Genomic DNA, 12,392 nt, shown 5'->3' on the forward strand with positions numbered 1-12,392 from the left:
ACGGGAGGAGGGCGGTGCAACGGTGCGTCAGCCCCGAGTATATAAGATGCGGGCGAGCGGCGAAGCGACGAGCACGTGGACGGGCGGCAACGAAAAAGCCCCGCCGGAGCGGGGCTTTGAAGCAGTCGAAAACCGTGGCTTACTGCGCCGGAACGGTCGTCTTCTGGACTTCTTGCGTACCGACCACTTCCACTTCCACGCGGCGATCCGGTGCGAGGCAGGCGATCAGTTGCTTGCGGTTCTTCTGGTTGCAGCCCGTCGTGACCGGGTTGCGCTTGCCCTTGCCTTCCGTGTAGATCTTGTTGGCCGGGACACCCTTGCTGACCAGGTACGACTTGACTGCTTGCGCACGGCGCAGCGACAGACGGTCGTTGTACTTGTCCGAACCGATGCGGTCCGTGTAGCCCGTTGCGACGACCACTTCCGTGTTCATGCCCTGGATCTTCGAAGCCAGTTCGTCCAGCTTCTGCTTGCCCAGCGGCTTGAGCGTTGCCTTGTCGAAGTCGAACAGTGCGTCGGCTTGGTACGTGATCTTCTGGCTCGAGATGGCCGGAGCGACCGGAGCGACCGGCGGCTGCGGTGCCTGGGCGACCAGTGCGCCATCGCACTTTGCGTTGGCGGTGGCCGGCGTCCAGAACGCGTCACGCCAGCAGAGCTCGTTCGTGCCGTTCATCCACACCCATTCGCCCGTGCCGTTCACCCAGTTGTCGTTGACGGCTTGACGCGACGCCGGCACCGACTGTGCCGAAGCGGATGCAGCCATAACTGCGGTAGCTGCAATGAACGCGAGCTTTGAAAGTTTATTCATATTTCTCCTCTCGAAATTGAGATTACCGCAGGTTTACTGCGAGCCTGTTGACGGTGACAAGTCATACATTGCTCGAAGTATAACATTGGTGCGGCACAAAAAACGCGGCACCGCTCTGTGTAGACTTCGAGCAGCGTCTAACTTCCAGTGCGTTGGCATTTTGCCATATCGTTCCCTTCCTACGAAAAAAAATCCTCCCCACCCCAAGATCGCCTCAACGTTTGTGGTGCATGCGCAACACCGGCCTGCCGTAAGTTTTAGGGATTGTCAAGAGCGGGTCGGCGAAATTGCGCGAAAGGCTGCATATGTTTACTCGCGTGCGCGTCATTGATTCGAGCGGCCGCGCAGGGCAGTGAAGGGGCGCGATCAGGGCGGGGCGGGGTGGCCCGCCCTTGACGACGTTTCTTGCTGTTTACATATAGAGGGGGTGGCGAACTGGCGGCTGATGGGCGCATGTTAGAATCTCGCGTTGCGTTGCGCATGCAGCGCCCACGCGAAAGGCGGTCGCCGTCTTCGCTCCGAAACGATACGGATACATGGATCAATTCGCCAAAGAGACCCTGCCCACCTCCCTTGAGGAGGAAATGCGCCGTTCGTATCTCGATTACGCGATGAGCGTGATCGTCGGACGTGCCCTTCCGGATGTCCGCGATGGCCTGAAGCCCGTGCACCGGCGCGTACTGTTCGCGATGCACGAACTGAACAACGACTGGAACCGCGCGTACAAGAAATCGGCGCGTATCGTCGGTGACGTGATCGGTAAGTATCACCCGCACGGCGATACCGCGGTGTACGACACGATCGTCCGGATGGCGCAGGACTTCTCGCTGCGCTACATGCTGATCGACGGGCAGGGCAACTTCGGCTCGATCGACGGCGACAATGCCGCGGCGATGCGTTACACCGAAATTCGCATGGCGAAGATCGGTCACGAGCTGCTCGCCGACATCGACAAGGAAACGGTCGACTTCGAGCCGAACTACGACGGCAACGAAATGCAGCCGGCGGTCCTGCCGTCGCGCATTCCGAACCTGCTGATCAACGGCTCGTCGGGCATCGCGGTCGGCATGGCGACCAACATCCCGCCGCACAACCTGAACGAAGTCGTCGACGCTTGTCAGCACCTGCTGAACAATTCCGAAGCGACGATCGACGAGCTGATCGAGATCATTCCGGCCCCGGACTTCCCGACGGCCGGCATCATCTACGGCGTCGCCGGCGTGCGCGACGGCTATCGCACCGGCCGCGGCCGCGTCGTGATGCGCGCCACCACGCACTTCGAGGAGATCGACCGCGGCCAGCGGATGGCGATCATCGTCGACGAGCTGCCGTACCAGGTGAACAAGCGCTCGCTGCTCGAGCGGATCGCCGAGCTCGTCAACGAGAAGAAGCTCGAGGGCATCTCCGACATCCGCGACGAGTCCGACAAGAGCGGCATGCGCGTCGTGATCGAGCTCAAGCGCGGCGAAGTGCCGGAAGTCGTGCTGAACAACCTGTACAAGGCGACGCAGCTGCAGGACACGTTCGGCATGAACATGGTCGCGCTGGTCGACGGCCAGCCGAAGCTGCTGAACCTGAAGGAAATCCTGCAGTGCTTCCTGTCGCACCGACGCGAAGTGCTGACGCGCCGCACGATCTACGAACTGCGCAAGGCCCGCGAACGCGGCCACGTGCTCGAAGGTCTGGCGGTCGCGCTCGCGAACATCGACGAGTTCATCGCGATCATCAAGGCCGCGCCGACGCCGCCGATCGCGAAGCAGGAACTGATGGCGAAGCCGTGGGATTCGTCGCTCGTGCGCGAGATGCTCACGCGCGCCGAGACCGAGAACGCGTCGGCGGGCGGCCGCTCCGCGTATCGTCCGGAAGGCCTGAACCCCGCGTTCGGGATGCAGACCGACGGGCTCTACCGTCTGTCCGACACGCAGGCGCAGGAAATCCTGCAGATGCGTCTGCAACGCCTGACCGGTCTCGAGCAGGACAAGATCATCGGCGAGTACCGTGAAGTGATGGCACAGATCGCCGACCTGCTGGACATCCTCGCGCGCCCGGAGCGGATCACGACGATGATCGGCGACGAGCTGACGTCGGTGAAGGCCGAATTCGGCGACGCACGCCGCTCGCGCATCGAGCTGAACGCGACCGAACTGAATACGGAAGACCTGATCACGCCGCAGGACATGGTCGTCACGATGTCGCACGCGGGCTACGTGAAGTCGCAGCCGCTGTCCGAGTATCGCGCGCAGAAGCGCGGCGGTCGCGGCAAGCAGGCGACGCAGATGAAGGAAGACGACTGGATCGAGACGCTGTTCATCGCGAACACGCACGATTACATCCTGTGCTTCTCGAACCGCGGCCGCGTGTACTGGGTCAAGGTCTATGAAGTGCCGCAGGGCTCGCGCAACTCGCGCGGCCGCCCGATCGTCAACATGTTCCCGCTGCAGGAAGGCGAGAAGATCAACGTCGTGCTGCCGGTCAAGGAATTCTCGGCCGACAAGTTCGTGTTCATGGCGACGTCGCTCGGCACCGTGAAGAAGACGCCGCTCGAGGCATTCAGCCGCCCGATGAAGAAGGGCATCATCGCGGTCGGCCTCGACGAGGGCGACTACCTGATCGGCGCGTCGATCACCGACGGCGCGCACGACGTGATGCTGTTCTCCGACTCCGGCAAGGCCGTGCGCTTCGACGAGAACGACGTGCGCCCGATGGGGCGCGAGGCGCGCGGCGTGCGCGGCATGCAGCTCGAAGACGGCCAGCAGGTCATCGCGCTGCTGGTCGCCGGCAGCGAGGAGCAGACCGTGCTCACCGCGACCGAGAACGGCTATGGCAAGCGCACGCCGATCGCCGAGTACACGCGTCACGGCCGCGGCACGAAGGGGATGATCGCGATCCAGACGTCCGAGCGCAACGGCAAGGTCGTGGCCGCGACGCTCGTCGACGCCGAGGATCAGATCATGCTGATCACGACTGCCGGCGTGTTGATTCGTACCCGCGTTTCCGAGATACGCGAGATGGGGCGCGCTACGCAAGGTGTTACACTCATCAGTCTCGATGAGGGTACCAAGCTCTCCGGCCTGCAGCAGGTCGCGGAAGCCGAAGAGGGCGAAGGCGAGGCCGACGAGGCGTCGGACGGCGAAGCCTGAATAACGGATGAGACTCGAGCCGCCGCGGGCGCTACGCGCCGCGGTCGGCGAGCAACCATTCATATTTCCAAAAGGGAGTGATGATGCAAAAGCAATTCAAGCAACTGGTTCTGCTGGCTGCACTGGTGCCGACGTTCGCGATGGCGCAAGCGCTGTCGAATTCCGCACCGGCTGCGACCGCGGCAGCTGCGCCGATCGACGCCGACAAGAAGGCTGCGATCAAGGATCTGCTCGACGCGATCGACGCGCCGAAGCTCGTGTCGGCTATCGGCAACAGCGCCGAAATGCAGGCGAAGCAGCTCGTGCCGGCGATCCTGTCGGACGCGCTGTCGGAAAACAAGTCGCTGAACGACAAGCAGAAGCAGGCGGCCGTGCCGTCGCTGCAGAAGAACGCGGTGCCGAAGCTGGTTGACGGCGCAGGCAAGGTGTTCGGCACGCAGCAGTTCCAGAGCGACGCGATGTCGGCTCAGTACGACGCCTACGCGAAGTACTACAGCACGTCGGAGATCAAGGATCTGACGACGTTCTACAAGAGCCCGACGGGCCGCAAGTTCATCCAGGTTCAGGATCAGGTCGGTCGCGACGTGGTCAATGGCCTGATGCAGAAGTACATGCCGCAAGCGATCCAGGCGACGCGCGCGCAGGCTGACAAGGAAGTCGCGGCAGTCAAGCCGGGCAAGTAAGCCGTCCGGGCACGCCGCCCGGCCATTCGGCCGGGTTTGGCGGGAGCCTGATGACAGTGCGATAATGGCCGTTTGCGCGCGAGCGCAAGCGGCCATTCCTTTTCTGGCGCGGTTCTTACTGCCGGCGGCAAGCCGGTCGCGTCCCTCCCGAGGTTTTCACGATGCGCGTCTTTAATTTCTCCGCCGGTCCTGCGGCGCTGCCCGAGGAAGTGCTGCGGCAGGCCGCCGACGAAATGCTCGACTGGCACGGCAGCGGCATGAGCGTGATGGAGATGAGCCATCGCGGCAAGGAATTCATGTCGATCCACGAGGCGGCGCTGGCCGACCTGCGCGAGCTGCTCGATGTGCCGGCCAGCCACCGGATCCTGTTCCTGCAGGGCGGCGGCATTGCCGAGAACGCGATCGTGCCGATGAACCTGCTCGGTTCGCGCAAGACCGCCGACTTCGTCGTGACGGGCTCGTGGTCGCAGAAGTCGTTCAACGAAGCGAAGAAATACGGCACGCCGCATCTGGCCGCATCGGGCAAGACGGCCGACGGTTTCACGCGCGCGCCCGCCCGCGCCGAGTGGCAACTGTCGGACGATCCGGCGTACGTGCATCTGTGCACGAACGAGACGATCGACGGCGTCGAGACGTTCGAGATTCCCGACCTCGGCGACATCCCGCTCGTCGCGGACGTGTCGTCGCACATCCTGTCGCGCCCGATGGACGTCGCGAAGTACGGCGTGCTGTTCGGCGGCGCGCAGAAGAACATCGGGATGGCCGGCGTGACGGTCGTGATCGTTCGCGAGGATCTGCTCGATCGCGCGCTGTCGATCTGCCCGTCCGCATTCGAATGGAAGACCGTCGCCGCGAACAACTCGCTGTACAACACGCCGCCCACCTATGCGATCTACATCGCGGGCCTCGTGTTCCAGTGGCTGAAGCGGCAGGGTGGCCTCGAGGCGATCGAGGCCCGCAATACCGAGAAGGCGAAGCTGCTCTACGACACGATCGATGCGAGCGGCTTCTACCTGAACAAGGTCGAGCCGGCGGTGCGTTCGCGCATGAACGTGCCCTTTTTCCTGGCCGACGAAACGCGCAATGAAGACTTCCTTGCCGGCGCAAAGGCGCGCGGGCTGCTGCAGCTGAAGGGCCACAAGTCCGTCGGCGGCATGCGGGCGTCGATCTACAACGCGGTGCCGCTCGAGGGCGTGAAGGCGCTCGTCGAGTACATGAAGGACTTCGAACAGCGCGGCGCCTGAGCGCGACGCTGTTCAAACAGCACGGCAACTACGCATGGACGACGAACTGAATTCCCGCCTGAAACCGCTGCGCGACCGCATCGATGCGATCGACGCGCAGCTGATCGCGCTCCTCAACCAGCGCGCCGCGGTGGCGCTCGAGGTAGGCGAGGTCAAGAAGCATTTCAACGCGCCGGTGTTTCGGCCGGAGCGCGAGCTGCAAGTGATCGCGCGCCTGCAGGACATGAGCGCGGGGCCGCTCGCGGGCGAGCACATCAGCGCCATCTGGCGCGAGATCATGGCCGCGAGCCGCGCGCTCGAGCAGACGATCCACGTCGCATTCCTCGGGCCGGTCGGCACGTACAGCGAACAGGCGATGTTCGAGTATTTCGGCCAGTCGATCGAAGGGCTGCCGTGTCCGTCGATCGACGAGGTGTTCCGCTCGGTCGAGGCCGGTGCGGCCGCATTCGGCATCGCGCCCGTCGAGAATTCGACCGAAGGCGCGGTTTCGCGCACGCTCGATCTGCTGCTGCAAACCCAGTTGCTGATCAGCGGCGAGCTCGCGCTGCCGATCCATCACAACCTGCTCACGCAGAGCGGCACGCTCGACGGCGTGACGCGCGTCTGCGCGCATGCGCAGGCGCTCGCGCAATGCCAGCAGTGGCTTGCCGCGAATGCGCCGCAGCTCGAGCGGCAAGCGGTGTCGAGCAACGCGGAGGCCGCGCGCCTCGCGGCGGCCGACCCGAGCGTCGCGGCCATCGCGGGCGATCGCGCGGCCGCGCACTACGGGCTGCAGATCGCGTTCTCGCTGATCCAGGACGATCCGCACAACCGCACGCGCTTCGTGATCATCGGCAAGGAGCCGGCCGGGCAGAGCGGCCATGACCAGACGTCGCTGATCGTGTCGGTGAAGAACGAGCCGGGCGCCGTGTTCAAGCTGCTCGAACCGCTCGCGCGGCACGGCGTGTCGATGACGCGCTTCGAGTCGCGTCCGGCGCGCGTCGGCACGTGGGAGTATTACTTCTACATCGACATCGAAGGGCACCGGGACGAAGCGGCGGTGGCCGCCGCGCTCGCGGAGCTCGGCCAGAAGGCCGCGTTCCTGAAGATACTCGGTTCGTATCCGCGCGCGCGCTGACGCGCGGCGGCCCGTCACCCGCACCGCGCGGGCGGCGGGTGCAGCGGGCAGGGCAGGCCGGGTGGCACTGCCGAAGGCGGGCTCGGGCGGTATCCGGTGCAGGGCGCGCCGGGTGCGGGCCCGTTGCCCGGGATCTGGACTTCCGTGCGCGGGGCGTCGTTCCGCGCGCGTCACTTGGCTCTTGTCGTGTCAGGCTTTGCATTCAACAAACTGGTCATTTTCGGCGTCGGCCTGATCGGCGGATCGCTGGCGCGCGCACTGCGCGAGCGCGCGCCGGGCGGCGCGGGTGAAGTCATCGGCGTCGGCCGGTCGCGTGCGTCGGTCGACCGCGCGCTGGCACTCGGCGTGATCGACCGCGCGGCGGCGCTCGACGACGACGCGCAACTGCGCGACGCACTGGCCGGCGCCGATCTCGTGCTGCTGGCCGCCCCCGTCGCGCAAACGGGCCCGCTGCTCGCGCGCATCGCGCCGTGGCTCGACGCCGCGACGATCGTCACCGACGCGGGCAGCACGAAGTCCGATGTCGTCGCGGCCGCGCGCGCAGCGCTCGGTGCGCGGATCGCGCAGTTCGTGCCGGGGCATCCGATCGCCGGGCGCGAGTCGAGTGGCGTCGAAGCCGCGCTGCCGGATCTCTACGTCGGCCGCAACGTCGTGCTGTGCCCGCTGCCGGAGAACGCGCCCGCATCGGTCGCGCGGATCGACGCGATGTGGCGGGCGACCGGCGCCGACGTGCGCACGATGAGTACCGAGCAGCACGATCGCGTGTTCGCGTCGATCAGTCATCTGCCGCACGTGCTGTCGTTCGCGCTCGTCGAGCAGATTCTCGGCGAGGCGGATGCCGAACTGAAATTCTCGTATGCGGCGGGCGGCTTTCGCGATTTCACGCGGATCGCGGCGTCGAGTCCGGAAATGTGGCGCGACGTGTGCGTCGCGAATCGCGCGGCGCTGCTCGACGAGCTCGACGGCTACACGCGCGTGCTCGCACGGCTGCGTGCTGCGATCGACGCCGGCGACGGCGCGGCGCTCGAAGCCGTGTTCACGCGCTCGCGCGCCGCACGCAAGGCATGGCAGGAGCGCGGCGCGCAGCCCGCTGCCGAACCGGTCAAGAAATAACAGGACGATTCCCATGGACTATCTCGATCTCGGCCCGTATTCCAGCGCTTCGGGCACCGTGCGGCTGCCCGGCTCGAAGAGCATCTCGAACCGCGTGCTGCTGCTCGCGGCGCTTGCCGAAGGCGACACGACGATCACCAACCTGCTGGATTCCGACGACACGCGCGTGATGCTCGATGCGCTCGGCAAGCTCGGCGTGAAGCTCGCGCGCGACGGCGACACCTGTGTCGTCACCGGCACGCGCGGCGCGTTCACCGCGAAGACTGCCGACCTGTTCCTCGGCAATGCGGGCACGGCAGTGCGGCCGTTGACGGCGGCGCTCGCGATCAACGGCGGCGACTATCGCGTGCACGGCGTGCCGCGCATGCACGAACGGCCGATCGGCGACCTCGTCGACGGCCTGCGCCAGATCGGCGCGCAGATCGACTACGAGCAGAACGAAGGCTTTCCGCCGCTGCGGATCAAGCCCGGGACGATCTCGGTCGACGCGCCGATCCGCGTGCGCGGCGACGTGTCGAGCCAGTTCCTCACCGCGCTACTGATGACGCTGCCGCTCGTGAAGGCGAAGGATGGCAGGACCGTCGTCGAAATCGACGGCGAGCTGATCTCGAAGCCGTACATCGACATCACGATCCGGCTGATGGAGCGCTTCGGCGTGACCGTCGAGCGCGACGGCTGGCAGCGCTTCGTCGTGCCGGCCGGCGTCCGCTACCGGTCGCCGGGCCGCATCATGGTCGAGGGCGATGCGTCGTCGGCCTCGTACTTCCTCGCGGCCGGCGCGCTCGGCGGCGGTCCGCTGCGCGTCGAGGGCGTGGGGCGCGCGAGCATCCAGGGCGACGTCGGCTTCGCGAATGCGCTGATGCAGATGGGGGCGAACGTGTCGATGGGCGACGACTGGATCGAGGTGCGCGGCATCGGCCACGACCACGGCAAGCTCGATCCGATCGACATGGACTTCAACCTGATTCCCGACGCGGCGATGACCATCGCGGTCGCGGCACTGTTCGCGAGCGGCACGAGCACGCTGCGCAATATCGCGAGCTGGCGCGTGAAGGAAACCGACCGCATCGCGGCGATGGCGACCGAGCTGCGCAAGGTCGGCGCGATCGTCGAGGAAGGTGCCGACTATCTGGTCGTCACGCCGCCGCAACGGCTCACGCCGAATGCCGCGATCGACACGTACGACGATCACCGCATGGCGATGTGCTTCTCGCTCGTCAGCCTGGGCGGCGTGCCCGTGCGGATCAACGATCCGAAGTGCGTCGGCAAGACGTTCCCCGACTATTTCGACCGCTTCGCCGCGCTCGCCAAAGCCTGACCCGACTCACCCGATGAAATCGACCCGACCCTTTCACCCGACCCCCGTCATCACGATCGACGGCCCGACCGCTTCCGGCAAGGGGACCGTCGCGGCGCTCGTCGCCGCGCATCTTGGTTTCCACCTGCTCGACAGCGGCGCGCTGTACCGTCTCGCGGCGCTCGCGAGCGTGCGCTACGGCATCGCGGCGGAGGACATCGATGCCCTTGTGAAGCTGATCGACGATCTTCACATCACGTTCCGCGAGGGCTGCGCGCAGCTCGACGGCGTCGACGTGTCGAACGACATTCGCGCCGAAGCGGTCGGAAACCGCGCGTCGGCGATTGCCGTGCACGGGCCGGTGCGTTCCGCGCTCGTCGCGCGCCAGCGCGCGTTCCGCAAGACGCCGGGCCTCGTCGCCGACGGGCGCGACATGGGCACCGTGATCTTCCCGGACGCCGTGCTGAAGGTGTTCCTGACGGCCAGCGCCGAGGCACGCGCGGCCAGACGGCATAAGCAATTGATGCAAAAAGGTTTTTCTGCTAATATAGATGACTTGCTCCGGGATCTTCGTGAACGTGACGCGCGCGACAGCAATCGCGCAGCGGCGCCACTGAAGCCCGCGGCAGATGCCGAGCTGCTCGATACGTCGGCGCTTTCGGTCGATGAAGCTGTCGACCAGGTGCTGCAGTGGTACCGGGCGCTTGGCCAGCCCGCCTGAAAAGGCGGGTGGTTGTAGGTGCTTCGCGCTGGAGCGCGAAGCGTGTTTCGAACCCTTAACCCCGTGTGGAATTCGATCTGGCCCTTTCAGCCTGCCATTTCGGCCGGCGTGGCGCACAGCGATCCATGCACAATCAGATTTTTATGTCCGACCTGCAAACCTCCACCCCGAATACCGAATCCTTTGCGGCTCTGTTCGAAGAGTCGCTGACCCGTCAAGACATGCGCGCCGGCGAAGTGATTTCCGCCGAAGTCGTGCGCGTCGACCACAACTTCGTGGTCGTCAATGCAGGCCTGAAGTCCGAGGCTTACATTCCGATCGAGGAATTCCTGAACGATCAGGGCGAGGTTGAGGTGCAGTCGGGCGATTTCGTGTCCGTCGCGATCGACGCACTCGAAAACGGCTACGGCGACACGATCCTGTCGCGCGACAAGGCGAAGCGCCTTGCATCGTGGCTGTCGCTGGAAAAGGCCCTCGACAACAACGAACTCGTCACCGGCACGATCACCGGCAAGGTGAAGGGCGGCATGACCGTGATGGTCAACGGCATCCGCGCGTTCCTGCCGGGTTCGCTGGTCGACACGCGTCCGGTCAAGGACACGACCCCGTACGAAGGCAAGACGCTCGAGTTCCGCGTGATCAAGCTCGATCGCAAGCGTAACAACGTCGTGCTGTCGCGTCGTGCAGTGATCGAAGCAACCCAAGGCGAAGAGCGCGCGAAGCTGCTCGAGACGCTGAAGGAAGGCGCGATCGTCAACGGCGTGGTCAAGAACATCACCGACTACGGCGCGTTCGTCGACCTCGGCGGCATCGACGGCCTGCTGCACATCACCGACATCGCATGGCGTCGTGTGCGTCACCCGAGCGAAGTCCTGTCGGTTGGCCAGGAAGTCACCGCGAAGATCCTCAAGTTCGACCAAGAGAAGAACCGCGTCTCGCTGGGCATCAAGCAACTGGGCGACGATCCGTGGGAAGGCATCTCGCGCCGTTACCCGTCGGGCACGCGCCTGTTCGGCAAGGTCACGAACATCACCGACTACGGCGCATTCGTCGAAGTGGAATCGGGCATCGAAGGCCTCGTCCACGTGTCGGAAATGGACTGGACCAACAAGAACGTTGCTCCGTCGAAGGTTGTCCAGCTGGGCGACGAAGTCGAAGTCATGGTCCTCGAGATCGACGAAGACCGTCGTCGTATCAGCCTCGGCATGAAGCAGTGCAAGCCGAATCCGTGGGATGACTTCAGCCGCAACTTCAAGAAGGGCGACAAGATCACGGGCGCAATCAAGTCGATCACCGACTTCGGCGTGTTCATCGGTCTGCCGGGCGGCATCGACGGCCTGGTCCACCTGTCGGACCTGTCGTGGAGCGAAGCCGGCGAAGAAGCCGTTCGCAAGTACAAGAAGGGCGACGAAGTCGAAGCAATCGTGCTCGGTATCGACGTCGAGAAGGAGCGTATTTCGCTCGGCATCAAGCAGCTCGAAGGCGACCCGTTCAGCAACTACGTTGCAATGAACGACAAGGGCTCGATCGTCGACGGCGTGGTGAAGTCGGTCGATGCGAAGGGCGCTGTCATTACGCTGACGGGCGACATCGAAGGCTACCTGCGCGCATCGGAAATCTCGCAGGATCGCGTCGAAGACGCACGCAACGTGCTGAAGGAAGGCGACAAGGTCAACGCGATGGTGATCAACATCGATCGCAAGTCGCGTGGCATCAACCTGTCGATCAAGGCGAAGGATTCGGCTGAACAACAGGAAGCGATCCGCGGCCTGCAGTCCGATTCGAGCGCTGCCGCGACCGGTACGACCAACCTCGGCGCGCTGCTGAAGGCGAAGCTCGACGGCCAGAACCAGTAAGCCTCACGAGGTCTGCTGAAGTATGACCAAATCCGAGTTGGTCGCGCAGCTGGCACTGCGATTTCCGCAACTTGTCCTCAAGGATGCGGATTTCGCGGTGAAAACGATGCTCGATGCGATGTCCGACGCCCTGTCGAAAGGGCATCGCATCGAAATTCGGGGTTTCGGCAGCTTCGGCCTCAACCGTCGCCCGGCGCGCGTCGGACGCAACCCGAAGTCGGGGGAGAAAGTGCAGGTGCCCGAGAAGTTCGTGCCTCACTTCAAGCCCGGCAAGGAATTGCGCGAACGCGTCGACGGTCGCGCCGGCGAGCCGCTGAAAGCTGATGATCCGGACGACGAGCGTTGAGCGTCGTTCGGCTTGCCCGGAACCTGTCCGGCGAAGGCTGAAGAAAAAAGCGCCCCTAGCGGGCGCT

Annotated in this window: 10 protein-coding genes; 9 read left to right on the forward strand and 1 reads right to left on the reverse strand. The window is 64.8% G+C overall.

Annotated elements, in window-relative coordinates; translation table 11 throughout:
• Window positions 1-139 precede the first annotated feature (139 nt).
• Window positions 140-808 carry an outer membrane protein OmpA gene (gene ompA / locus ACP26O_RS04825; RefSeq protein ID WP_006750761.1) on the reverse strand — a complete coding sequence of 223 codons (669 nt, stop codon included), beginning with the start codon at window positions 806-808 and terminating at the stop codon, window positions 140-142.
• A gap of 536 nt (window positions 809-1,344) precedes the next feature.
• Here ompA and gyrA point away from each other — a divergent pair.
• The 9 genes from gyrA (at window position 1,345) to ACP26O_RS04870 (ending at window position 12,325) form a co-directional block, all read left to right on the forward strand.
• On the forward strand, window positions 1,345-3,948 hold the full coding sequence (gyrA, locus tag ACP26O_RS04830) for a DNA gyrase subunit A (protein ID WP_011656274.1): 2,604 nt from the start codon (window positions 1,345-1,347) through the stop codon (window positions 3,946-3,948).
• A gap of 83 nt (window positions 3,949-4,031) precedes the next feature.
• Window positions 4,032-4,631, forward strand: coding sequence for a DUF2059 domain-containing protein (locus ACP26O_RS04835; RefSeq protein WP_006750759.1), 600 nt, complete (start codon window positions 4,032-4,034; stop codon window positions 4,629-4,631).
• A 161-nt stretch (window positions 4,632-4,792) separates the two neighbouring features.
• Entirely contained in the window at window positions 4,793-5,875 is a 1,083-nt protein-coding gene (gene serC / locus ACP26O_RS04840) for a 3-phosphoserine/phosphohydroxythreonine transaminase (RefSeq protein WP_175664065.1), read from the forward strand.
• Window positions 5,876-5,909: 34 nt separating this feature from the next.
• Window positions 5,910-6,992: a prephenate dehydratase gene (gene pheA, locus ACP26O_RS04845; protein ID WP_011656277.1), complete on the forward strand. Its 1,083-nt coding sequence runs from the start codon at window positions 5,910-5,912 to the stop codon at window positions 6,990-6,992.
• Between the two features lie 186 nt (window positions 6,993-7,178).
• Window positions 7,179-8,105 carry a prephenate dehydrogenase gene (locus ACP26O_RS04850; RefSeq protein WP_175664064.1) on the forward strand — a complete coding sequence of 309 codons (927 nt, stop codon included), beginning with the start codon at window positions 7,179-7,181 and terminating at the stop codon, window positions 8,103-8,105.
• A 13-nt stretch (window positions 8,106-8,118) separates the two neighbouring features.
• Complete coding sequence (gene aroA, locus ACP26O_RS04855; RefSeq protein WP_105833411.1) at window positions 8,119-9,423, forward strand: 3-phosphoshikimate 1-carboxyvinyltransferase; 1,305 nt, start codon at window positions 8,119-8,121, stop codon at window positions 9,421-9,423.
• Between the two features lie 13 nt (window positions 9,424-9,436).
• Window positions 9,437-10,123 (forward strand): (d)CMP kinase, encoded by a 687-nt coding sequence (gene cmk / locus ACP26O_RS04860; RefSeq protein ID WP_006750754.1) that lies wholly within the window; start codon window positions 9,437-9,439, stop codon window positions 10,121-10,123.
• 143 nt (window positions 10,124-10,266) lie between these two features.
• Window positions 10,267-11,979 carry a 30S ribosomal protein S1 gene (gene rpsA, locus ACP26O_RS04865; RefSeq protein WP_034176254.1) on the forward strand — a complete coding sequence of 571 codons (1,713 nt, stop codon included), beginning with the start codon at window positions 10,267-10,269 and terminating at the stop codon, window positions 11,977-11,979.
• Between the two features lie 22 nt (window positions 11,980-12,001).
• Window positions 12,002-12,325 carry an integration host factor subunit beta gene (locus tag ACP26O_RS04870; RefSeq protein ID WP_006750752.1) on the forward strand — a complete coding sequence of 108 codons (324 nt, stop codon included), beginning with the start codon at window positions 12,002-12,004 and terminating at the stop codon, window positions 12,323-12,325.
• Window positions 12,326-12,392 lie beyond the last annotated feature (67 nt).

The sequence above is a fragment of the Burkholderia sp. R-40 genome, from assembly GCF_049942845.1.
Taxonomy (GTDB): Bacteria; Pseudomonadota; Gammaproteobacteria; order Burkholderiales; family Burkholderiaceae; genus Burkholderia; species Burkholderia ambifaria.

Excerpts from the sequence above, each read along its gene's own strand:
- pheA (WP_011656277.1), top strand. The coding sequence starts at position 5,910 with ATGGACGACGAACTGAATTCCCGCCTGAAACCGCTGCGCGACCGCATC.
- rpsA (WP_034176254.1), top strand. The coding sequence starts at position 10,267 with ATGTCCGACCTGCAAACCTCCACCCCGAATACCGAATCCTTTGCGGCT.
- serC (WP_175664065.1), top strand. The coding sequence starts at position 4,793 with ATGCGCGTCTTTAATTTCTCCGCCGGTCCTGCGGCGCTGCCCGAGGAA.
- cmk (WP_006750754.1), top strand. The coding sequence starts at position 9,437 with ATGAAATCGACCCGACCCTTTCACCCGACCCCCGTCATCACGATCGAC.
- ompA (WP_006750761.1), bottom strand. The coding sequence starts at position 808 with ATGAATAAACTTTCAAAGCTCGCGTTCATTGCAGCTACCGCAGTTATG.
- aroA (WP_105833411.1), top strand. The coding sequence starts at position 8,119 with ATGGACTATCTCGATCTCGGCCCGTATTCCAGCGCTTCGGGCACCGTG.
- gyrA (WP_011656274.1), top strand. The coding sequence starts at position 1,345 with ATGGATCAATTCGCCAAAGAGACCCTGCCCACCTCCCTTGAGGAGGAA.
- ACP26O_RS04870 (WP_006750752.1), top strand. The coding sequence starts at position 12,002 with ATGACCAAATCCGAGTTGGTCGCGCAGCTGGCACTGCGATTTCCGCAA.
- ACP26O_RS04835 (WP_006750759.1), top strand. The coding sequence starts at position 4,032 with ATGCAAAAGCAATTCAAGCAACTGGTTCTGCTGGCTGCACTGGTGCCG.